The sequence below is a fragment of the Paenibacillus allorhizoplanae genome (assembly GCF_927798215.1).
In the GTDB taxonomy this organism is placed as follows: domain Bacteria; phylum Bacillota; class Bacilli; order Paenibacillales; family NBRC-103111; genus Paenibacillus_E; species Paenibacillus_E allorhizoplanae.
In genome coordinates this window covers 39116-62701 of sequence record NZ_CAKMMW010000028.1, presented here as the reverse complement: position 1 = coordinate 62701, position 23586 = coordinate 39116, and the positions used below count along the sequence as shown (strand labels likewise).

Sequence of the window (23586 nt, the reverse complement as noted above, 5' to 3'; positions counted from 1 at the left end):
GCCATGAAGCTTCGCAACAAACTGTTCATCCAGCACTCTATAACGATCATTATGCTGCTTGCCTCGATGTATGTTGTTGTGAATTATACACTGAGTAAAAGCATGATTGAGCGGGATACCCAAACCTTGGCCCAGTACTATGGTCTGCACCGCATTGAAGCTTTAAAAATTGTTAACGATAAAAAAATTAGTATTGAACAGCTCTTTTCTGGGACTTATGCTCCGCTAATTGCCTCCCACCTTGCGGCTAACAGCAACTTCCAAGTACAGCTATTTGATCCGGAGGGTACCATTATCGGCGATAGCGGCAACAAAGAAGACTTGATGAAACGAAGCGATATTGACGCTGCATTAGCTGGACAATCGGCAACTGTCATTACCGAAGGTGAGAACAACAAAATTCTTATTTATGCCTCTCCTTTCACCTATGAGGGGAAAATTGTAGGCGGATTCCGCTACCTGCTAGATCTGAATAAGCACGAAGAAACGCTATCTGAGATGCGCTCTTGGTTTATTGGCGTTGCGCTCGGCTGCTTACTCATCGCGTTGCTTGCAAGCTACTCCTTCTCCTTCTTTATCATGAGACCCCTGCACGCCCTCCAACAGGCGCTAAAGCAAGTAACCGTTGGTGATTTCAGCCGAAAGATTGTTGTCACTAGTCAAGATGAAGTCCGGGAACTGGCCGATGACTTCAATCAAATGTCAGAAGCGCTCCAAGAGCATATCGGTCTCCTTCAGTATGAACAAAGCAAACAGAAGAAATTTTATGATAATGTGACACATGAGCTTAAAACACCGCTAACCTCTATCATTGGCTTCTCCGATCTGATTGACAAAATGGAGCGTGTCGAAGATATTCGAACATGCAATGTCTACATCCGCAAGGAAAGCACACGTCTGTTACAAATGGTTGAAGAGCTGCTGCAAACATCGCTCAAAGGCGATGAAGCTTGGCGCGTACAGCTTGAGCGCGCAGATCTGGCGGCAATTCTAACGGATAGTCTGCGAATTCTTGAACCTACGCTGCATAAATCATCCATTACGACAACGCTGCAGGTCGAGCCGTGCGAGGTCTACGTTGATCCCAAGCGCACACAGCAGGTCCTGTTTAACGTCATTGAAAATGCGATTAAGCACAGTGAATGCACACATCTCCATATTCGTCTAGAGCAGCTAGAATATCATTGCCATGTCCGCATTTCGGATAACGGCAAAGGCTTAAACGAGCAAGATACAGCCGCACTGTTCCTAGCTTCTTCTGAGCACAATCAGAAGCGTCCCATTTCGACGCATTCCCACGGGCTTGGTTTACTGCTCTGCAAGCAATTAATGGAGCTGCAAGGCGGTAGCATTACCATACATAGCCGTGAGAAAATAGGTACTGAAGTCATTTTGATGTTCCAAAACGAACCAACCCTCACGCAAGGCTTGTTACAAAATTGATACAAATCGATGATTTTTCTGAGATAAAAGGAGAGTAATCTACATGCAAGAGGAGAAGAAAGGGCTTTCATGGTTGCGTCTCATCTTACTACAAATCGTTATTGGTTGTACGTCGATCGGCATTTTTGCCTATGTGTTTCGTATCGGCGTCGATGAAGTGCGTATCGTCCCTAAGGAAGCAAACAGCCGTGATATGTTCGACGGTGTTCCTATGCGCATGAACGTGACGTATCCTGGCGTTGGCACGATTACCATTGATGATCCGAAAGAGCTTATTTCGTGGAAAGCATCGTTTACCCGTATATTAAACGGGGGAAAGCCGCAAACGCGTGCAAACGCTTCACGTTTGTTGTTAACGGGCTCCATTGCCTATCTGGATCAGGAGGATATCCCATTCCAAATTGGTACCAGCGGCTTTCGCTTCGGAACAGACTCGGTCAATTCACTGGAAATTAGCGCTGAAATTCGGAAACTGCAGAATATGCTCATCGACAAGACGCTCACTGCGGATACAGTAAGTGGCGTTATTGCAAACAGGAACCATCAAGTATTCCGTTTGCAGGATGGCCTGCTCACAGCACTTTCCGAGGCGGATCGGTCTGCGCTAACGTTGCAAATGCGATCTGCAGTCAGGCTGATCGATTTCAGTCATTTCGACTTCATGGCTGAACAGCCTAGTAGCCACTATGTCGTGCAATTGACCGACGAAGCGGTGAACGGAAAGCATTGGCTGCATCTTGACCGGTATGATAACGCTTACTTCATCGTTTTCGATTTGTTAGATGAAACCAACCATAAAGCCTATTTCAAGTTAAGTGATGCCTCCTAACATATCGAGGGGATGGTTGATGAAATGGCTAGAAAGAAAAGCAATAGTTCCATTATGATCGTGTCTGTCATTGTTGTTGTACTGATAGCAGGATTCTTCCTGTACAAATCAGGTGTTTTTGGCGGGACATCGAAAGGTAAAATTACGGTGTACTCCATTTTCCAAGAAGAAGAGGCCCGCAAGATCTTAGATAAATTCAAAGCAGAAACGGGAATTGACTACGACGTCCTTCGTCTGCCAAGTGGTGAGGCCGTGACCCGTGTACAAAATGAGATGGGCAAGCCGCAGGCCGACTTCCTGATGGGCGGTCCCGCTGATTCGCATGAGGTACTGAAAAAAGCCGGTGCGCTTGAAGCCTACATTTCGCCGAATGCCAAAGATATTCCTGACAATATGAAGGACAAAGAAGGCTTCTGGACCGGGTTCTATCTTAATCCTATCGCTATTGGTATCAACGAACAGCGTTGGAAAGAGAAATACGCTGCAGCTCCTTACCCGCAGACCTTCCAAGAGCTGCTAGATCCGAAATTTAAAGGCGAGATCGGAATGTCCGACCCGGCTACTTCGGGTACAGCCTATACAGCTGTAGCTTCCCTTGCGCAAGTATGGGGGAAAGATGAGATGCTGAAGTATGTTGCCAAACTTCTTCCCAATCTTAAAGAAAGACCGAAATCCGGTATCGAGCCGATTCAGAAAGCAGCCAAAGGCGAGTACACAATCGGTATTACGTTCCTTGGCGACCAGTTAAAGATGAAAAATCAAGGCAACCCGATTGTTAGTATAGTCCCTGAAGCTGCAGGCTATGAAGTTGGTGGACTGGCAGTCGTCAAAGGCGGCGCTAACACAGCGGGCGCTAAGAAACTAATGGATTACATGTTAACCAATGAACCTGGACTTCTTTACACCGAGTCTGCATTTGCAAGTTCCGTGAAACCTACTGTACCGATCCCTAAAGGCGGCATTGACATCAAAGCAACGAAATATAACACCACCTACAGCTTGTGGAAAGCTGCCGAACAGCGTAAAGAGCTGCAAGATGCACTAAAAGATCTTAAATGAGAAAACTTCTAACGAGGCCATTCCAGATGAGCGACCGCGTTAAGAGGTAAGTTTTATTACCAATAAGAAAGCCGTTTTCGGAAGCCGAAAACTTAAACTTTCTTATGTGGAAAAAGCCTATGTACAGGGCATTGAAGCCATGCTTCTTATGCTAATCAATGCCCTCCTACACAATGAATTTGGAAGGTGGTCGTGAACCCCTTATGATCATAGAAAAAAAGGGTATGGGCTCGTCGATCGGCAGACTGATGAAAGATCCATCATCGCTGATCCTTGTCCTCATCAGTTTCGCTGTTCTCTGTCTCTTCGTCATTTATCCGCTTATTTATGTGATAGCGCTGCCAGGAGCAACGGATTGGACAACTTTTTTCAGCAAAAGTCGGTATGCTAAGGCTCTGCTCAATACGGTTGTCAGCTCCTCCCTATCCGCACTAACCGCAACCATCTGCGGCTTTATTTATGCGTACTCGATTCATTACAGCAACATCGTGGGGAAAAAGTTTTTCCGCTTTATCGCCTTTCTCCCGATCCTCGCGCCTTCTGTCATGACCGGCCTAGCCTTTCTGCTTTTATTCGGCAGAGGAGGTATGGTATCACAAACCATGAAAGCATGGTTTAACGTCGAACTGGACTTATACGGACTGCCGGGCCTCTGGATCGTACAAACGATTTCGTATTTTCCACTTGCCTACATGACCATAACAGGCGTCCTTCGCTCCATTTCGCCAAACCTGGAAATCGCTGCTCAGAACCTTGGTGCACACGGCTTCAAGCTTTTCCGTACTATTACGTTTAAATTAGCACTTCCTGGCGTCATTAATGCCTTTCTACTCGTCGCAATCAATTGCTTTGCTGACTTTGGGAATCCCAAGCTGATTGGGGGCAATTACTCTCTCTTGGCTGTTGAAATCTACGGAGAAATTATTAATAACGAGCCTGGACTCGCATCCGTCATGGGTATCATTCTAGTTATTCCTGCCCTGTTGGTATTCATGATTCAAGCCAAGCTGCTGTCCAAAGGCTCCTACTCGACCATCACTGGAAAGCCTGTTTCAGGACTCAACCGGGTGAAAACTTCCCGCAAGACAGATATCTTCCTTTTCATATTCAACAGCATGATGGCGCTCTTCATCTTGTCCATGTTCGCGATCACCATCCTGTTCGCTTTTACCAAAAACTTCGGACGGGACAACACCTTTACGCTGGATCATATGTTCAAAATCGTGTTTAACCCCTCCAGCCCTGCTGTCATGAACAGCTTAGTCTTGTCGCTTATTAGTTCTATTCTGGCTGTTGGCTTCGCCCTTGTGTTGGCCTATGTTGTTGTACGCAAGCCGTTCCCCGGCAAAAAATTGCTGGATTTCACAGCCGTATTGCCAATTGCTCTTCCAGGAACATTCGTTGGTCTAGCCTTGATCGTCGCTTTCAGCAATGGACCGATTATGCTGCAAGGATCAGCCATTCTCATTATCGTCGCCATGCTGCTTAAGCAGATGCCAGTCGGCTATCGCGGGCTCACCGCTTCCTTTAAGCAGGTTGATAAATCGATTGAGGAAGCCGCAACGAATCTTGGCGCAGACAGCCGCCGCACATTAACAACCATCGTATTTCCTATGCTGCAAAAGACCATCGTTGCGAACTTCGTCTATGCATTTATGAAAAATATGAACACGCTAAGCACCATCGTCTTTCTTATTACGCCCAAATGGGTCGTCGCCGCTGTATCCATCTTTAATTATGCAGAGACCGGTACTTACTACTGGGCAGCAGCTGTTGCCGTCGGTTTGATGGGGACAACGCTGGCTACGCTTGGTGTGATGAAGCTCATTTTCCGTTCGAAGGTCAAAATTTTCGATTTCTAACTATACGTAACACTTACGTCCTAAGGAGTGAGAATCATGAGTTCACATATATTGTTAGATTTAAAAAATGTAAGTAAGGTGTTTGGCAGCAACCACGTTCTCAAACAGATCGATCTGCAGATTGAACGCGGGAAGTTCATTACATTTCTCGGTCCAAGTGGATGTGGGAAAACGACTTTGTTGCGCTCGATTGCCGGCTTTTATACCATTGATGAGGGTGAAATCAAGATTGATGGCCAGCTCGTCAACGATTTGCCCCCGTACAAACGCGGAACACCGATGGTATTTCAGGAATACGCCCTGTTCCCGCACATGACGGTATTCGATAATGTGGCTTATGGGCTAGATATTCAAAAGCGCCCTGAGGCGGAAATACAGGATCGCGTTAAGTCTGCGATGGCTAAAGTGAAACTGACCGGACTTGAGGAGCGGTATCCGCATGAGATGTCCGGGGGGCAACAGCAGCGGGTAGCTATGGCGCGGGCACTCGTCATGAACTCGCCGATCATCCTGCTTGACGAGCCGCTAAGTAATTTGGACGCGAAGCTGCGTGAAGAAGTACGTGTGGAGCTGCGCAGCATCCAACAAGAGCTTGGTTTAACCGTCATTTACGTCACTCATGACCAACTGGAAGCCTTATCGATGTCCGATCACATCGTTGTCTTCAACAAAGGCGCGATTGATCAGTACGGCACGCCACATGATATTTATTACAAGCCTCGCACGCCTTATGTCGCCGACTTTATCGGGACAACGAATTTCGTTGATGCCGTTGTACGTGACTTTGCCAATGGCAAAGCCACTGTGGAATATGGTACGAGCAAACGTACTGCAAGCGTGACGATTGATGAAGCTGTGACGTCAGGTGAGAAAGTGCTGCTCAGTATTCGACCTGAGTCCATGCGTATTAATGCAACGAATGCCGGCGAATTTATAGTGAGCGGCTTCGTGAAATCTTCCATGTTCCTCGGCGAGAAGGAACGATACTTTATTCTAGATGATGATATGAAAGAATGGATTGTCGATGCGTATGATATCGGTTTGACAAGATATCAGGGGAATGTCACGATTAGTGCAGCTGATGATAAAATTCATTTGATTAAAATAAGTTAGTTTAACATAAGAAATAGCTGCAGGTTGAAAAGGGAAACTTTGGTTTCCTTTTTCGGCTGTTCAGGAGGGAGTTTCGCCATGTGGAAAAAAGGATTGCTCGTGCTCATAGTCGGTATCGGAGTGTACCTTGGATATCTAGTCTTCGGGGAGAAGAAAAGTAACCAGCCTCTTAAGGTATACGTCATCTTCCAGGAGGATGCAGGGAAAATTCTGCTCGAGACGTTCAAGGAAAAAACGGATCAACCCTATGATATCATCCGGATGTCCAGTGGTGAAGCGAGCTACCACCTGCTGACGCTGGGCAAAACAGGTATTGACGTCGTGCTCGGTGGCCCTGCGGATTTACACGAGCAGCTCAAAAACAAGAGTAAATCGCTTCGTTATTCATCTGCCTCCGCTGGCAGCATCCCCTCCAAGTACAAAGATACGGACGGTTATTGGACCGGCATTTACATGGGTGCACTTGCCATTGGCGTCAACCAAACCGTCTGGCAACAAGATCCTCAGCTGGCGAATCTTCCGCTGCCACAGCGGTACGAGGATCTGCTGCGCCCTGAGCTCAAGGGCAAGATTGAGATTCCCGACCCCGAGACGTCGGGGACAGGCTACACGTTGCTCGCATCGGTTGCCCAGCAGCGCGGGGATAGCGCAGCCATTGATCTCATGCAAGCGTTGAAGAAGCAAAGCGCCTCCATGACGTTCGCCGGCAACACAAGTGCACAGCATTTAGCTGAAGGCGAAGTGGCAGCAGCCGTCTCCTTCCTAAGCGACCAGCTGCGTTTCAAAAACTCGGGCTATAACATAAGCTCGTTTATTCCCCCACAAGCAGGCTGGGAGATTGGTGCTGTCTCCATCCTGAAGGGAGGCAACAATCCTGCAGCGGCGAAACAGCTTGTTGATTTCATGCTCTCCAAAGAGGTTCAAACCGATTATATGAACACAGCTTTTTCCTTCCCGGTAGCGCCCAATATTCCTGTGAATCCGCTTCTTGCGCCAGTGAAGCTTGAGAATCTCCTTGCCACTTACCGCTTTGATCTAGCTGCTCAGTTGCATGAAAAACTGCTAAACCAATGGCGGGAAGCGTTGGATTAGTACCCGTTTAGTACTCGTTAAACTCATGTAAAAATTTGTCGTTTCATGTTATCATCATAACGTAACTTTATATGGAAAAGGTGGACGGATGATGAATTACATAGAGACATTGCACCGCCGCAACAAACTGCTTGTGAATATTATTTGGGGAATGCTGGCCCTTGGCATAGCTGTCGATTTCCTGACTGCTGCAGGTATGGATTCGATTATTGTCCTTCTCGTTGTTGGCACATTGACTAGCGGATTGGCAACCATTCTTACCTACAAACGTTGGCTTACCACCTACATCATGTATATCATATCCGCCATTATCACCCTACTGACCTGGTTGCTCATACTGACGGGACCCATCTTCACAACCTATCTCCTTGTCTACGTGAATTTAGCTATTATGACGTTGTATGGCAGCTCACGCGCGATTGCCTTCTCCAGCTTCATGGGTGTTGTTCTAACGGCCTACTTCTTCCTAAGCCCTTATAAAACCGAGATTTTCGGCGACAACGATATGGTAAACATGTATATGTACCTTGCGTTAATCGCTGTGCCTTTATTTGTATCTACGAAATTCAGCGAGAAATTACAAAAAGATATCTTCTCTGAGCGGGAGCAGGCCGTCCTGGAGAAAAACAAATCTGTCGATTTGGTTAATCTCGTCTCCTCCTCTCTAGTCTCACTTACACAGTTCAGCTCGAATCTGAGGCAGAATGCGACAGCTACGGGCTCCATTTCTAGAGAAGTCACCTTAGCCTTCGGGGAAATTACCGCAAGCACAGAAACGCAAACATCCAGTATTAGTGATATCAGCGAATCCATTCAACAGATCGAGCAATCCGTCACATCCTTGGCAGACCGCTCAACGGAAATGAGAGATCTATCCGTAAGCTCTGCCCAACTGACCCAGGTGGGGAGTGAAGAAGCAGAGTCCTTAGAGATTCAAATGAAAAGTGCCCACGAGACCATGGATTCTTCCGTTCAGTTAATGAACGATCTAGACAGACAGAACTCGAGGATTAGCGACATCGTCGCAACGATTAAGCATATTTCGACGCAGACGAATTTGCTCGCGCTCAATGCCGCCATTGAAGCAGCCCGGGCGGGTGAGCACGGTAGAGGATTCGGCGTTGTTTCTCACGAAATTCGTAAATTGGCCGAAACCTCGCAGCAATCTACCGAGCAGATCGAGCAGATTCTCGAGGATATTCGCTCGAAAACAACGCAAGCCGCGGCGCAGGTCTTACAGGGGCAGCAATCCGTAGCGAATGGCAGTGATGCCGCGCAGAAAGTTGTACAAGTTATGCATGCACTGGCGACCGATGCGGGCCTCCTGGAAAGTCAGTCCGCTCACGTGGAACAATCCGCGGAGAATCTTCACCAACAGTACACGCGAATTACGGACCAGATCGTCACGATTGCTGGTATTACCGAAGAAAACATGGCTTCCATCCAAGAAATGTCCGCAAGTATGACGACACAAGACAGTCGCATTAGCGACATCCTAGAGAGCTTCCTTCAGCTTGATAAGCTCACTTCCGATCTCAACCGGATGACGAAGGGTTAAATTTAAAAAGGTCTATGCCTCTGATATGAGGCATAGACCTTTTATTTACTTAGGGTTATGCTCATGCGTGATGGAGCATTTATTCTGTATAAATTGGATCTGATTTTTTAGACGATTGCACTGCTCTTCCGAGCCTTGGAACTGTTCAAGTTCCTGTATTAAATTGTGCAAATCATCTCCTGCATTCGCGCAATCATAATTGCTTTCTACATTTTCGAGCATATTCCAGCCTCCTCATGTACAATCAGCGTCATTTTCCACCCTTGTTACTGCTCTGGTCCTCTGTACGTGTGGTTGTATTTTTTCTGGATTGTCCTTGCTGTTTGTGACCTGACATGTTGCTCACACTCCTTATGATGTAGGTTTGAGACAATGCGAGTTTATTATAAGCAATTGATTGAATTTGATACGATCCAAAAAATAAAAGCCTGGCAAACGATTTGAATCGTTTGTAGGCTAATTAGCAGTGCAACGCTTATTCGATTACCTTTGAAATCTGGCTCAATAACCTGCTCACATCCTCGCGGTCAAAAACACCATCCTGATTCACATCCACTTGCATTTCAGGAGAACTGGTAATGGTCGCGAAATAATTAGATTTTTTGCATCTAAATTTAGCTTTTGCTTCATTTTACCCAATAAATGGATTTCCTCATGTTAGTTTCAGCTTATTTCTCCAAATTGTACGACTAGGGTCAAATTAGCTGTATTAAATATTAAATCCATCTAAACCTCCGAAAATAAAATTTCCACGAAATTAGATGTACAATATCCATTTAAGCCATAAGAAAGACCGCACATAGAACGAAAAGTAAGCCTACCTCTTCAACTGATGAATCGTAGCCGCAATACCCTCCTCAAAGCTGACGGCTGGGATCGAACAATACATCGGCATCTACGGCCGCGGCTGCCACATCATCTGCTAAGAAAGCGTCTCCTACGGCAAGTGTCAGGTGTGCTGGATGGCCCAACCGAGCACCGAACTGCTCTAGCTTGGCGAGCGAACGCCCGAAGGCAATGACAGGAATCCCTCTATTCACTAATTCCTCCGTGACAGCAGCACCGGTTCCTCCAGTAGCTCCAATAACAATTGCTTTTTCCATATCCAACATCTCCTCAATTTGAAGTGTAATTGATCAATCACTAACTTTATGATGTCACTATATCAGATAGTATGTGATTGATCAATAACAAAATAATTCGGCCCTGCAGCCTTTTAACTTTTCATCAGTTCTGGCAAGCTGAGTGCCATAGAAATATTGCAAAGCATGCTCCGCGCAAGAAAGAGCAGCGCCCGCTCCTCTGAATTCGAAATCGCGTTCTTCTGGAAAGCTTCGAGCACAATACCGCGAATCTCTCTAAAACCACCCTGGATCGCCTCGCGGATCGATTCCTCCTGCATCGTTTGAGCATGCATCTCAAGCAGCATTTCCGGCTTGTGAGTAGTCAGGATCTCCTCATAGGCTGCGATCAGCCCCTCTCCAATCCATCCGGTGAAGCGGTGGCAATGACTTGGCAGAAGGACTCTGCAATTCTTGCCCAAGAGGCCTCCAGTGCCCTAGCATCAACGCCTCTTTGGTACTGTGAAATGCCTCCTCGCTGCGCCACCTGCGCTGTCGTCGTGTGATAATAGCCTGTTTCCGCAAAAACCTCAATTGCGGCCGATATAATATCAGTTCGGCGATTGACCGAAATGGTTTCGTTTTTTTGCCATGTGAAAATCTCCTCTCATAAGTAATGAGTGATTAATCAGTGTAATAAGAATTAAACCAAAGCGCCACCCGAAAGGATAGCGCTCTCTGCCATACGGTCACTAACAGCATCAAAGTAAGAAATAAAACCCTATATACTTCCGGAAATACACCAATTGTTTTTACCTCGCAATTTAGCCTCGTACATCGCTTGGTCCGCATGCTGCAGCAAGGTTTTACCCTCGACTCCGTCCTTCGGATAGATGGCCACCCCGATACTCGTCGTCACCTGGACCTCCATGCCATCAATCTCACGTAACGTTTGGATTCCCTGAATGATTGTATCTGCAATTTCGATTAGTTTCTCCTTACTCTCCATATTCTCTACGAGTACGATAAACTCATCGCCTGCCCACCGTGCGCAGATCCCATCGCTTCCTACACACCCTTGAAGAACGCCAGCAATTTCCTGAAGAAGCCTGTCACCCATCTCATGCCCCAGCGTGTCATTCACCTGTTTAAATCCATCCAAATCCATAAAGAACACCGAAAATAGTGTATGAGTTTCTTTTGCACGCTCCAATACTTGCTTTAGTCGCTCACCTAGAAATCTTCGGTTAGGAAGTCCTGTCAGCTCATCATAATAGGCCATCCGTACCTCATCCGTGCGGTTATAGAAACCGAATAAATGCCCATGAAGGGTCCCATCTATTTCAACCGATAATGGACTGACATAACATTCGTAATAGCTCGTTTTCCCATCACTTGTCACCGTTGAAATTCGCTCTCGGAAAGGTTCCAACTGGCCATTGAAATAGCTTTCGATGATTTCGGCCAGCGTCCCATGCGCCGCGTGCATATTGACACAATACTCAGCTAACTTCTGTCCATTCGCCAACGGTTGTTCAAACAGCTGCTCCAATCGACGATTCGAAAAAACAACCGTACCATCCACATCACACATGACAATGGCTTCTTGACTTGACTCCAGCATTTGTCTTATAATTTCGTTCTGCTTCGCAATTTGATGTTCTGCCTGCTGACTTTCACAAAATAAAACCTTATATTGATTCTCACTCTCGGTCACTTTGCGATACAACTCTGTCATGCTTATATACATCCTAGTAAATTCATAAATCATTCCTAACAGGACCGCATTCGCACATACAAACGTGTTCCATTTGGCCACATACCAACCGACACTGAACCTGCTCCCACCGCATAGAACAATCGTAACGTCGAGTAGTGAGGCCAACAAGGCAACACAAAGCCAAGCAGCAGTTACCGTGCTGCCTCTCGACATCCGATAGAATACCACCAGGGCAATCAAGCTAATCGCAACAATCGGCAAGCCAATTCCATAGGTGAATAGCGGGGGAAGGTTCCCATTTCGTAAAATGATTGGCAGCCTATCATGAAAATAAGTTGCAAGCAGGGTAGATGCGCCAATGATACGAACAACAGCCAACAAGGCCAATGATGAGACATACCGGGCCATTTGTGGGCTTAGCTGTACATCTTTCCATTTGTATTCAAGCAGCATATATAAGAAAATGGCCACAGGAAAACCTGCATGCCAGAACAAATAAATCCATGGTGCCGTCTGCATGCCAGCATGGAACAAACCTGACGAAGTCACTGTCCCTGGAAAGGTAAGCACATACATCAAGTTCATACCACCCGAGAACAAATACCCCGCAGCAAGCACGATGACGGAAGGTGTCCGGTTAATCCGAAATTGACTATATAGTACGTAGGCCGTTATGAACTCGAAACAAATGACCGTTGACAGAATCGCAGGTTGATACGCTTGCAATTCCGATAGTTTTATTCGAGCTAAGGGAACGGAGAGCAGAGAAATAAAACAAACGATAGCGCCAATGAGAAAGGCTAATCTTCGTTGGGAACGATTCGCCGGCGTAGTTAGTAAGTTATGTACAGTGATTTTTGACGTTTGCGTTGGAATCATTCCGCCTCCCATTCGACTCTTTTTGTACATGATTCGACAAAACCCATGGATCTCCTTTTGTTCTGCTCATGAAGAATCTTCTTCAATTACCATAAATGATAGACATCAAACAGACCATCCTAAGTAGGATGGCCTTGCTTTGTAACCTTGAACGAAACCCCTTATTCGTGCTGCCTTTCATCGCTCAAATCCTCTGTCGAGGGAACGTCGCATGCTTGATTGGCTGCCGCTTCAAACTCTGCCTCATTGCTTGATCCCAGCTTGTCACCATACTGGTCAAGCCTGCCTGGCTGCCCTGCTGGGCCGTCATTATCCGGCTTATTATTTCTTCCGCTCACATGATCACCTCTTTGCGTTGATGGTTCGATTACCAGACACGTTGGCCTTGGCATACGCTTTAGTGTGTCTCATTTGGCTCCAAACCATCCTCACTCATCTCAGTTCACGATTTGTAGCCATTCGGGGTATTCATCCAAGTAGCCGTATTGACTCAACTCTTTTAACGAATTTCGAATGCTGTGTTCGTCCTCTCCCGATTGGCTCGTTAACTCCAGCAGGTCATGCAATTGAATATGCGGGTTCTCTTTGCAAAAGATAAGTAAACCCTTAGCCGCCCATGAGAGTCGGTCATCTTGGAAATCGCCAACCATCCGGCGAAACAGTTTGTGCGGAAGGATTTTAAGATCAACAAGGTCTTGCAGCGCCTTCATCGCCTGCTTATCCGTCATTCTCCCAAGAATGGCAATCTCCGATATCACAGGGAAATTGGACTCAGAGCCAAAGCTTTTCAGAATAATGTAGACCATTTGAGAACACAAATCTAGACCTGGTTGACGGAAAATATCATCCGACAGTGTAAAATTACGTGTACCCTCACTTACTTGTCCGTTAGACATGTCGATGTCCTCCTTTTCATTATGATCGGAGTTCACCCCACCCATTAAATCCTACATAAGCTTGCCAGCATTGCGACCAGCTTGCCGAAATATATCTTCTAAACTGAAGTTCTTCTGTCTGTTGGAAACCGGGATATCCACAGATTCCTGGTGTTCCATGGGTGCGGTATAGAAATGATCATCCTCTACGAATGATTCGATAGTGTGATTTGGATCCTCTTCGCCTACCAACGTAGCTAGCGATTGTTCGTGAAGGATATGCTTTGTCAAAATCTCCATAATGCCATGACTAAACATGCCTTCAGCTTTTAACTGGTTCATATACGCAATGACCTCTGGCGGTGTTTCTGTCGGAATGTATAGTGTCACATCCTTACCCGGACTCACCAAAACAGTCGATCTCCGTTTCTTCAATCCGCTCCGCTCCCAGCCTCAGTTTCCTTCTGGGTTTCCATGCTTGCCGCTGCTTCATTATTCGTATGTTTCAAGGCATGCTCCAGCAAAAAGAAAGTACCGCGCACATTACGGAATTGACTGTACTCTGATTTATCAAATCGAATCGGCAAGCCTAATTCGGCATTTAATTTCTCGATCCACGGTTGCAGAACGATAGCCCCGCCACCGATAAACCAAAACTCATTGGCATAGCGAACATGTTTCCACGAGTTGCGAGCGTATTTTAACACCTTTTCGGCTAGGATACGCATGTGACGGTTTACGAGATTCGTCATGTCAAAAGCCACTTTACCCTCAGCGTAAATTTCATACTCCTTGTTGACTAGCATGATCGTCAGTTCTGCCGTGCTTGAGATTAGCTCTTCTCCTTGGGCGTTGATTTCATTACGAATGCTTTCCAACGCATCGTTTAAGTAGATTTTAGCTCCCGTTGAATGCCGTTGATCCAGATCAAGCCCCGGTCTGAAGAAGGCAATATCCATATCGACACCGCCAACATCCGCAATCCCGAAGCCTTTATGTGATAGCTGTGACTTGGTTGTAGCCTCCATATCATAAACACCTGACACATCGTCAATGCTGATATCCGATGGCAGCGTAAACTCCATTTCTACCGTTACGCCTTTAAACATTGGTGTCGTAACAAACGTAATAGAATGAACACCACCTGTTATCTTCTGTGCGAATTCTTCGCTAAACTTCGTAATTTCTCTTATGGGCAGACCTGTTCCTAGGTGCACCGTAGCCTTAATACGATTCTTACCGCGTTTAATCGCATCCTCATGCTTCGTGGCAATGGCATATGCCGCAGCCGTTAGAAGTGTAACCATGGTTTCAGGCCGCTGAGCCTTCTTTTGGACCGCTTTATCTCCTACAATTTCATGCACAATTCCTTCGTCACCAATAGCCAAGTTTCCAACGTAGACATGACGATATTGCTCTGTATCAATCGCTGGCGATGTAATTTGCACATCTAAGAAATCCAAGGGATCTCCTTGTTCCATCAGCAAAAAGCGCTCCCCAAAAGGTTGTGCGACAACATTCGGGAAAATAAAGCTGTTGTTCAAATCGTCATATATGCCTTTAATATGACTGCTGCCGTTATCAATGGATAAGTGAATAGTTGTGGTAAGAATATCATGTTTAGCCATGTCTATTTCCTCTCCCAACCTTAATAGATACTATAAATAGATTCGGTTGATAGAAGCGATTTAAGACGGTTACTAGGAATTTTTAACAATTTTGATTTGGGGGAGGAAATGAAGTTTAGCATGTAAAGTTTGGCGTTTAAAGTTTAAAATTTAACGTTTAAACTTTAAACTTTAGTGGTTAAATTGTACACTTTGAACTTTATGTAAGTGTGATAACAATCACTCGCTTGCGTTACCTGCTGACATTTAAGATTCGCTAAAGGTTGCCGCACTAAAATAGTTTTATGACCCGAAGAGGAGTGATTATCATATTCCGTCAGCGAAAAAAAATCAAAATTATCACCATCATAGCTATATGTCTACTTATCATCGCTGCGATTCTTTATTGGCTTGCTAATCGTTATTTATTCGAGCACGTTGAGGTTGTCGTCGCCCCGAATAACGTTGTAACACAAGATTTGCCCGTGAAACAAGTAGCGTCGTCACAACCGCAATACGATGACTGGAATTATAAGGACGACAACCAAACGATTAGCATCAAACAAGTGCAAACGGGCTCCGGAGCTGATGCGATCACCTATTTCGTTGCTGATGTGAAGTTCAACAATAGCACGAACCTGCTCACAGCATTCGCTAAAAATGCCTTCGGCACAAACATCATCGAAAACACTTCGACGATTGCTGCAAGCAACAACGCAGTATTCGCGATCAACGGCGACTATTACGGCTTTCGTAACGACGGCGTCATCATTAGAGGCGGTACCGTTTACCGCGATGAACCTGCACGTGATGGCCTCGCCTTACTCAGCAACGGTACTTTGCAAGCTTATAACGAAGAGGAGATCTCTTCAGATGATTTACTCGCTAAGGGAACAACAAACACCTTTTCCTTCGGCCCTACCCTTGTCACGGATGGCGAGATAGCCGGAGATTTCTCCGCTGTACAAATTGATAAAAACTTCGGAAACCGATCGATTCAAGATGCCAATCCGCGTACCGGCATTGGGATGATCTCGTCGAATCACTTCGTGTTTGTCGTGGTCGACGGACGAAAAACCAACTATAGCCGTGGCATGACGTTAACTGAATTTGCGAATCTTTTCCATGAACTCGGCGCTACCGAAGCTTATAATCTCGATGGCGGCGGTTCTTCCACGATGTATTTTATGGGCAGAGTCGTTAATAATCCGCTTGGTAAAGGCAACGAACGAGGCGTAAGCGACATTATCTTTATTCCTAAATCTTAAGCAAGGAGGACTGATACCATGACCATTCTCATCCCCTCCTACGAGCCGGACGAAAGGTTAATTTCTCTTATCCATCATCTAAAAGAAGTTAGCGACGATTCGATCCTTGTCGTTGACGATGGCAGCAGTGAAGAATACCGCGGTATTTTTGATTCAGCGAAGCAAGCAGGTTGTACCGTGCTCACGCACAAGATGAACCAAGGCAAAGGCAGCGCATTGAAGACGGGCTTTGACTATGTGCGACAGCAAGGTGGAAGTGATGGCGTTGTTTGCGCCGACAGTGATGGACAGCATCTGCCCGAAGATATTCTAAGACTCACGAAAGTCGTTCGCGAGCACCGAAATCATATCGTACTGGGCAGCAGACAATTCACCGGCAAAGTCCCCCTGCGCAGCCGCATCGGGAATTCGGCGACGCGGATGGTTTACGCCCTGGCGACGGGTAAACCCATACAAGATACGCAAACTGGCCTGCGGGGCTATTCCTCCGAGATGTTGGATTGGCTATGCCAAATTCCAGGCAATCGCTTCGAGTATGAAATGAATATGCTTCTCGAGGCACCTCATGTAGGATACGACTTGGTCGAGGTACCGATCGACACCATCTATCTGGACGACAATAAATCTTCGCATTTTCGTCCACTCGCCGATTCTGCTAGAGTTTACTATCCTTTCCTGAAATTTTGTGCGTCTTCGGGATTCGCCGCGATCTTGGATTTCGTACTGCTGTTCTTACTGCAAGGGATGACCTCCAATTTGCTCGTATCCATCATTGGATCCCGACTGTTCAGTTCCATATTCAATTACACCATGAATCGCAAATTTGTTTTTGCCAAAAGAAACGGAACGGCTATCCGCAAATCGTTGTTCCGGTATTTCTCCCTCGTTATCATTATCATGTTATTGAACTACGGGTTCATGTACCTGTTTCACGAAAACATCGGCATACCGCTCATAGCTTCAAAGCTTATAACAGAAGCCCTCTTATTTTCATTCAGCTATTGGGCACAGCGAAAGATCGTATATTGACATGCAAAGAAAGCCACTTCCTTCATGGAAGTGACTTTTCCTTTATCTCCTAAAACACATCTCGATTTACATCGATATGCCATTCTGAACGACTAGCGATTGCAGCTATATCTTCGATATTAATCTGATCATCCACTATAACATCTACTGATTTAAACGTAATTATCTGCCTATCTGAGATCGTATTGCTTAATTTATATAGATTAGTCCGTAACGCTCCACGCTGCTTGCCACAATCGTTCTTCTTGGCGCTCTATTCCATGTTTCTCGAAAGGAATATCGAGAAATCGGCGTGAACATTGTGTTCTTCGCGTTAGCTGCACTTATTGCGATTTGTCGGTTTTAAGCCGACGCCTATCCATAGAAAAAACCTCTATCCACATGTGGATAGAGGTTCTCTTGCTTCTATTAGTTGTTGATAAGTGCCCACACCCCAGCACTGCCAGGGATCTCGCCTTTGGTCCACCATTTTGCTTGGTAGGTATGCCCTGCATACACGACTTTATCGCCGCCATTGTACGCTTTCACATTGTTCCAAGTTGGCATAGCGTCTTTGGTAGAAGCCTTCCAAACATCGGATACTTCAGGCTGTTCACCTTTTGTCCACCAGCCCGCTGTATATTCAACGCCGTTAAACGTGACTTTGTCTCCAGCCAAGTAGATCTTGGCGGTATCCCAAGCCGCAGCTGTTCCCGGTGCAGGCGGAACCACAGCAGACTTCGTTGTAACTGTCAGCGCAGCGCTTGCTGTGGAGCGGTTATTCGCCGCATCCAAGGCAATAACCGTGTAGGAGTACGCGGTAGAAGCGTTCAAGCCACTATCTGAATACGTCCTTGAAGCCGTTGTGCTGATTAGTTTACCGTCGCGATACACTTCATATTTCGTCACTCCGACATTGTCACTTGCAGCCGCCCAATTTAGCGTAGCAGCCGTTTCTGTCAAGTTACTGGAGGTTACTCCGGTCGGTCGTGTTGGCGCCTGCGTATCTGGCACTGGTATTACAACTGCAGGCAACGTGTTTGCCGATACAGGGGCACTTGAACCCGAACGATTACCCTTGTTATCCACCGCTACCAACGTATACGTAAATGTGGTGTTAGCCGGCAAGCCTGTGTCGGTATATTCGGTTTGGGTCGTTGTACCGATGACATTGCCGTTTCGACTAACTTCATATTGCTTAATACCTGCTGAACCAGCGGATGCCGTCCATTGCATCGTTATGGTGCTTTCCGTATGCGTAGAGCACCAAGCACTTGCTGGGAAGTTAGGCAGTACAAATGGTGGCTCTGGATCTGGTGTCGTTGTGCCGCCTTGTGTTACATTCACGTCAATCGCCTGGTAAAAGGCATTACCCGTGTCGCCGATCTCCCACACGCCTAGAATGATATAATAACCAGTCCGATCTGTCGGCACATTACACTTATGGGTTACTGTCATATCTGGTTTCTGATTGCCGCCGTCAACTGTACAGAAAGGCTTCGATTCCAGTTGATCGCGGGTAAGTGGCTTATTAGGATCCCAGCCGATTTTCGTTATGTAATACTTCCATTCCTTCGTCAAATGATTCGCTGTGAACTTCCAAGTGAACGAATTGTCGCCACCCTTCATCTCAACTTTCTTCCAGCGGTCGGTTGTCTGGGCATCCAATTCGAAATATTTGCTCGCTCCCGCAATCTGACCATCTGCCGGTCCTGACGCTGGGAATCCCCCCTTGCCTTCCACACTTTGTGGTTCGTACTGAATAGCGCCGCAGGCTTCGTTTGTCCCCTGTTGGCACAGCAGCGACCGGCTAGCAGGCGATTCCATGTAGCCATGAGCAGAAGCTTTACCTGTAAAGGATAATGTACAAACCAACCCTACTATCATGAATCCAAGTACAGCTACCAGTTTTAATAAGCGGGAATCTACCGTTAGTTTTTCCCATACGGACTGTTGTGTTATGACCATGTCGATTCTCCTCACATTTTGTAATCGGATTATAGCTTCCAATCTTAGCCAGTTGTTAAGTGTTTAGCCAGTTTCGAAAGACCTAGGGTAATATTCTCTACTAGCTGAGATCGTCTTGAACAAGACATAGAACGAAAGCGTGACACTTGACCCATATATATCTACTTTTTAGTAGTGACAACTGTACTTATCGTTGTTTTTAAGTTGGTGGACTACTGTAACATAGGCCGGATTGATCTGTACCTGTGAGGCGTGCTGCGCCCGTTATCCTATTATTTCCAACCATGTGCTTTCACGGTTCAGGCTTTATCTATGCCAATGGTCCCTTCTGCCTTTCGGTAAAGGGATCTTTTTCTCTACTTTTTCTGCTGATAACAAGGCAAAAGAAAAGAGACCGTCAACGATCAACGATCTCTATCATATGGATTCTCTAAAATTCGTAACGACAGTTAAGCTAATAACTAATTCTAACTGTTCGTGTTTTGTCCTCATAGTCTACCTTAGCGCCAAGCACTTCAGATAGCAGTCTCACTGGGATAATCGTAGAATCGTTGTCCAGAATAGCTGGCGAATCCGTCGCAACTTCTACACCATTTAGCGCATAAGCACTTTTGCTCGTAAAGAGGGTGATGGTTCTGCCTTGTTTCGTATATATAGCTGCCTTCAGTTTATCGTCCCATTCTACGGATGCCCCGAGTGCCCCTGCTAAATCTCTTATCCAAAGGTAGGAGCTTCCTTCTTTAATAATCGGCTTTTGCTTCATTGGCACCTTAACATCATCCAAGATGAATTTATTATCTGCTAATCCAAAAGAAACCACATGCTGCAACTTGCCAGGTTGGTTCATATTCTTCAAATACGCGGTAGAATCGTTATGCAATTTACTTTTCCCTACATACGCAATAGGTTCCGTACGGAAATCCCATTTCTTTTCATAGATTTTGGGTTGATTATCTTCAATGACGGACAATTTAACGTATGCCGTATAGACTGTATCTGGGGAGAGTGGCTTGCTCGGAATTAACATAACCTCACTCTGCAGATGATCATCGTCTAGCGGCGTATTCAACAATAGATCCAGCTCCTTGCCCGTACTGTCCGTCAGCTTGGATTCTACTAATTTGACATCTCTAACAAATCTACCTGATAGCTGCGCCATGATGGGATATCCGACAGGGTACTTAGTACCAGCATGGTTTCGTATCGGGTCTGGTGATTCATGACCATCAAAACCAATCGGAACATAGGGATCGCCTGGAGCCGGAGAAACGACTAATCGCGAGTTCCATTCATTCGTTAGTCCGAATTCAATCACCGTATAATTACCTTGTTTATCAAGACCAATTTCTATGGCATCCAGCGTTAAGAACGGCGTACGGTGATAAGGAGCATCGAAAAGACCATCAATCGCTTGTGTAATCGTTGCTTGCGAGCTTCCATTGTAAGAGACGTCTTCTGAGAAATTACCAGCATACGACGCGTACATCCCACGCTCATATAGCTTACTTCCGATATAGCCGGGTAGCTTACTATTTTCTTCATGCATGGATACCCCAGATTCGCTGACCTTGTTCGTTTCTAAATATTGAGCATGCAGTTTAGCCGCATACGTTAGGTTCTTATTGAAGGTAAGGGGATTCAAGCCATGCATAACCCTGTAATCGTTAATCGCCTTAATGCCTTCTAATTGCTGGGCTGTAGGAGCCCCAGGCAGCTCAGAAATGGCTTTCTCGTCAACACGAAATGTCCAACTCTTCTCGAGCGGCAAATAGCCATCATCCTTAAGTTCCAATACGATATTAACGGTATGCTCTCCCGCTTTTAAATCCGCCGTTGGCGTATAAGACAGGATCATTCTACCAATGTCCCATTGCGCATCTACTTTGACTTGATCGATTTTCATCGTATAGCTTTTGAACTCGGGTGTGATATCGCTTTTTACAAATTCAAACACGATCGTTGGCTTCATCAATCCAACTTTTCCTTGTGGATACCAATAGGAAGAATAAGATGCCGCCTCCACGTGTGGCTGAGCCATACACAATCCCGAAGCTGCAATAAAGAGGCCAAGCAACACTTTTAAAAGCTTATTTCGATATCCCATAGATGTGTTCCCCCTGCATAATAGACCTTACAAATATTAACATTCTATGTTTTTCAACCGGATTCCTTCTTTTTTGCAGTGAAAAAGTAGATATCTCACATGCGCTGTGAAATACCTACTTTAATTTACACATATCTCTTAAAAATCATATTGGCCTTTAATTACAAAAAATGATCCTCGAATCGTTCCAGCTAGTTTGGACTTCTGTCTAGCAAACTTAAATTTCGGTTCTAACTCCTTGGGAATCTCCATCCCCTCAGAAAGCTTAAACCCAACGGCCCGCTTCTTAGGGTCATCCACCGTATACATGACATTAACGCTAAGACCATCCTCATAAAAAACGTAGGTAAACTGGATGTTTTCCACTTGAAAACGCGAGGTTTCTAGCGGTTTAGCCGCGAACGCAATATCACGTTCTTTCAAAATTCGGTTCACATAATCAAGGTTCTCCTGACTTTCGCTTGCGGGTACAACCGTAAATTCATGTTTGTATTTGTTCATAAAGTAACGGGCTTCATTCGCACGTAAACCAGCAAGCGCTTCTACGACAGGTGAAGACTCTAAACCTACCGTGGACACATTTTTAAAATCAACGACATACGACATTTACATCCCTCGTTTTCTATCACTATTTCCTATTATTATACCAAAAATGAATTCAATATAAACGTTTGCGTTTGGGAAATGATTCAACGATTACTTTTGAGAAGCAAGAATAAACATGGATGCATCTTGTCCCATGAATATGTTGCTTCCCTGATAGAACGTTTTCGATTGAATATTCTTGTAACCTATCTTAGTCATGATGTCCGTTAGCTTCCCTTGATTAAATCCGTTATGAACTATATCGGAAACCACTTTTTCGTTTTTATCAAAATCCACGATTAGTAAATGTCCGCCTTCATTGAGAACTGCAAATAATCTGGATAAAACGAATTCAACATCCGGAATATGGAGTAGAACCTGCGCCATAAAAATATAGTCCGCATGCAAATCCGATAAACCTTCCTTTTCAAAATCAAAACATAATGTATCTGCATTCTGAATATGTAAATCAGCTATTTTCTGATTTATTTGATGAATCATGTTTGGTGAAGTGTCTAGAAACAGCATCGAATTAAACTCATTTATTAGACTCATTCCGACGAGACCGGTTCCACACCCGAAATCAATCGCATTCTTACTCTTTGCGTCATTTACAAATTTACGAATGGCATCTGATGAAACCTTGGCAATTTGAATTCTTTCAGGCGTGTCATATACATTAGCTATCATTTCAAACTTATCCGTATTTCCCATTATGGTCTCTCCTATCCAACCCGCTTTAAGCGGAACTTTACTATCCTAACGGTAAAAATACAAAAGGAGCTGGCCGCGGCAAGCTCCTTCAATTATACCATTTTACATACCCTTCTTGTGTAACTCCCCTGAAGGTCGCGCCCATCTGCGGTATTTCCGGTAGCCTCGCCGAACTAAGTGCAGCAAGAACTCTGGAAGCGGTATCCTGCGCAGCCATGGGAAATAAAAGCGATCGTAGGCGCGCTTCAAATCGTCCCACATCGAGCAATCATCCTCTTTCAAGAAGTCCGATACATCGACAACCAAGCCTCGACCGTTATGCTGCATCACATTTTTGCCATGTACATCATGTGGTTTCAATCCTTGGCTAACCGCATACTTCAGCGCTTCATCGATATCGTTCAGCACTTGACGCTTAATCGGGATGCCGCGCAACAAACTTTGATACAGCGTTACGCCGGTCAATCGACGCAGCGCAAGATAAGTATCACCCGCATGCAGGCATTCGGAAAAAGCTGGGTGCTTGCCCAGACGTCGATATATTTCTTTCTCATCCTCTATGCCCGGCCGCCCAGGCGCGTACACCTTTACAACCATATCCGGATAGCTTGGATGCATCAGCACAGCCGCATAATTACCCGCTCCAACTAGCTGCCAAGGCTCAGGGACACTATAAACGACGATCGGGTCATAAGGCCGCTCACTGGCAATCTGCAAATTCGGAAGCAATTGTGCTTCAATTATTTCGATCCAGTGTTTCTGCACGCACCTGTCACCCCCATCTATTATTTGGTGGTATTATATAAAAATAAGAAGCAATATGCTAGAAAAAATTATTTGT

Annotated in this window: 22 protein-coding genes and 1 pseudogene; 9 read left to right on the top strand and 14 right to left on the bottom strand. The window is 45.5% G+C overall.

Translation table 11 applies throughout. The features are described 5' to 3' along the window. Positions 1-3 precede the first annotated feature (3 nt). From L6I86_RS30495 to L6I86_RS30465, 7 genes are all read left to right on the top strand, one after another. The gene (locus L6I86_RS30495) at positions 4-1443 is read left to right on the top strand and encodes a sensor histidine kinase (RefSeq protein ID WP_236292322.1); all 1440 of its coding nucleotides are present in this window, start codon (positions 4-6) and stop codon (positions 1441-1443) included. A gap of 43 nt (positions 1444-1486) precedes the next feature. Beyond that, positions 1487-2272 (top strand): DUF3919 family protein, encoded by a 786-nt coding sequence (locus tag L6I86_RS30490; RefSeq protein ID WP_236292320.1) that lies wholly within the window; start codon positions 1487-1489, stop codon positions 2270-2272. A gap of 24 nt (positions 2273-2296) precedes the next feature. Continuing rightward, positions 2297-3331, top strand: coding sequence for an ABC transporter substrate-binding protein (locus L6I86_RS30485; protein ID WP_056622519.1), 1035 nt, complete (start codon positions 2297-2299; stop codon positions 3329-3331). 203 nt (positions 3332-3534) lie between these two features. Continuing rightward, positions 3535-5193, top strand: a complete 1659-nt coding sequence (locus tag L6I86_RS30480) for an ABC transporter permease (protein ID WP_236292318.1) — start codon at positions 3535-3537, stop codon at positions 5191-5193. A 36-nt stretch (positions 5194-5229) separates the two neighbouring features. Continuing rightward, positions 5230-6306, top strand: a complete 1077-nt coding sequence (locus L6I86_RS30475; protein ID WP_236292316.1) for an ABC transporter ATP-binding protein — start codon at positions 5230-5232, stop codon at positions 6304-6306. A gap of 78 nt (positions 6307-6384) precedes the next feature. Beyond that, entirely contained in the window at positions 6385-7398 is a 1014-nt protein-coding gene (locus L6I86_RS30470; RefSeq protein ID WP_236292314.1) for an extracellular solute-binding protein, read from the top strand. Between the two features lie 91 nt (positions 7399-7489). Beyond that, positions 7490-8956: a methyl-accepting chemotaxis protein gene (locus tag L6I86_RS30465; RefSeq protein WP_236292312.1), complete on the top strand. Its 1467-nt coding sequence runs from the start codon at positions 7490-7492 to the stop codon at positions 8954-8956. 45 nt (positions 8957-9001) lie between these two features. On the opposite strand, the gene L6I86_RS30460 is transcribed toward L6I86_RS30465, so the two are convergent. The 9 genes and pseudogenes from L6I86_RS30460 to L6I86_RS30425 form a co-directional block, all read right to left on the bottom strand. Next, positions 9002-9178: a DUF2524 domain-containing protein gene (locus L6I86_RS30460; RefSeq protein ID WP_236292311.1), complete on the bottom strand. Its 177-nt coding sequence runs from the start codon at positions 9176-9178 to the stop codon at positions 9002-9004. A gap of 656 nt (positions 9179-9834) precedes the next feature. After that, positions 9835-10059, bottom strand: a pseudogene (locus L6I86_RS30455) (NAD(P)H-binding protein); the annotation flags it as partial. 113 nt (positions 10060-10172) lie between these two features. Further along, on the bottom strand, positions 10173-10499 hold the full coding sequence (locus tag L6I86_RS35850; protein ID WP_338113463.1) for a hypothetical protein: 327 nt from the start codon (positions 10497-10499) through the stop codon (positions 10173-10175). Beyond that, positions 10427-10612: a hypothetical protein gene (locus L6I86_RS35845; RefSeq protein WP_338113465.1), complete on the bottom strand. Its 186-nt coding sequence runs from the start codon at positions 10610-10612 to the stop codon at positions 10427-10429. The genes L6I86_RS35850 and L6I86_RS35845 overlap by 73 nt, the downstream gene beginning before the upstream one ends. A 186-nt stretch (positions 10613-10798) precedes the next feature. Further along, entirely contained in the window at positions 10799-12646 is a 1848-nt protein-coding gene (locus tag L6I86_RS30445; protein WP_236292309.1) for a diguanylate cyclase domain-containing protein, read from the bottom strand. A gap of 131 nt (positions 12647-12777) precedes the next feature. After that, positions 12778-12954: a hypothetical protein gene (locus L6I86_RS30440; protein ID WP_236292306.1), complete on the bottom strand. Its 177-nt coding sequence runs from the start codon at positions 12952-12954 to the stop codon at positions 12778-12780. Positions 12955-13053: 99 nt separating this feature from the next. Beyond that, the gene (locus L6I86_RS30435; RefSeq protein WP_236292305.1) at positions 13054-13512 is read right to left on the bottom strand and encodes a hypothetical protein; all 459 of its coding nucleotides are present in this window, start codon (positions 13510-13512) and stop codon (positions 13054-13056) included. A 51-nt stretch (positions 13513-13563) separates the two neighbouring features. Continuing rightward, positions 13564-13926, bottom strand: a complete 363-nt coding sequence (locus L6I86_RS30430; protein ID WP_236292304.1) for a hypothetical protein — start codon at positions 13924-13926, stop codon at positions 13564-13566. Next, positions 13923-15119: a ParM/StbA family protein gene (locus L6I86_RS30425; protein WP_236292303.1), complete on the bottom strand. Its 1197-nt coding sequence runs from the start codon at positions 15117-15119 to the stop codon at positions 13923-13925. Before L6I86_RS30425 ends, L6I86_RS30430 begins: the two co-directional genes overlap by 4 nt. Before the next feature lie 284 nt (positions 15120-15403). Between L6I86_RS30425 and L6I86_RS30420 the strand changes: the two genes are divergently transcribed. After that, entirely contained in the window at positions 15404-16366 is a 963-nt protein-coding gene (locus L6I86_RS30420) for a phosphodiester glycosidase family protein (protein ID WP_236292302.1), read from the top strand. 18 nt (positions 16367-16384) lie between these two features. After that, positions 16385-17395: a bifunctional glycosyltransferase family 2/GtrA family protein gene (locus tag L6I86_RS30415; protein ID WP_236292301.1), complete on the top strand. Its 1011-nt coding sequence runs from the start codon at positions 16385-16387 to the stop codon at positions 17393-17395. A 408-nt stretch (positions 17396-17803) separates the two neighbouring features. On the opposite strand, the gene L6I86_RS30410 is transcribed toward L6I86_RS30415, so the two are convergent. From L6I86_RS30410 to L6I86_RS30390, 5 genes are all read right to left on the bottom strand, one after another. After that, positions 17804-19342 (bottom strand): lytic polysaccharide monooxygenase, encoded by a 1539-nt coding sequence (locus L6I86_RS30410; protein ID WP_236292300.1) that lies wholly within the window; start codon positions 19340-19342, stop codon positions 17804-17806. Positions 19343-19796: 454 nt separating this feature from the next. Further along, the gene (locus tag L6I86_RS30405; RefSeq protein ID WP_236292298.1) at positions 19797-21446 is read right to left on the bottom strand and encodes a stalk domain-containing protein; all 1650 of its coding nucleotides are present in this window, start codon (positions 21444-21446) and stop codon (positions 19797-19799) included. Between the two features lie 138 nt (positions 21447-21584). Then, on the bottom strand, positions 21585-22052 hold the full coding sequence (locus L6I86_RS30400) for a phage tail protein (RefSeq protein ID WP_236292296.1): 468 nt from the start codon (positions 22050-22052) through the stop codon (positions 21585-21587). Between the two features lie 90 nt (positions 22053-22142). Next, positions 22143-22745 (bottom strand): class I SAM-dependent methyltransferase, encoded by a 603-nt coding sequence (locus tag L6I86_RS30395; protein ID WP_236292294.1) that lies wholly within the window; start codon positions 22743-22745, stop codon positions 22143-22145. 102 nt (positions 22746-22847) lie between these two features. Beyond that, on the bottom strand, positions 22848-23510 hold the full coding sequence (locus L6I86_RS30390; protein ID WP_236292292.1) for a serine/threonine protein kinase: 663 nt from the start codon (positions 23508-23510) through the stop codon (positions 22848-22850). Positions 23511-23586 lie beyond the last annotated feature (76 nt).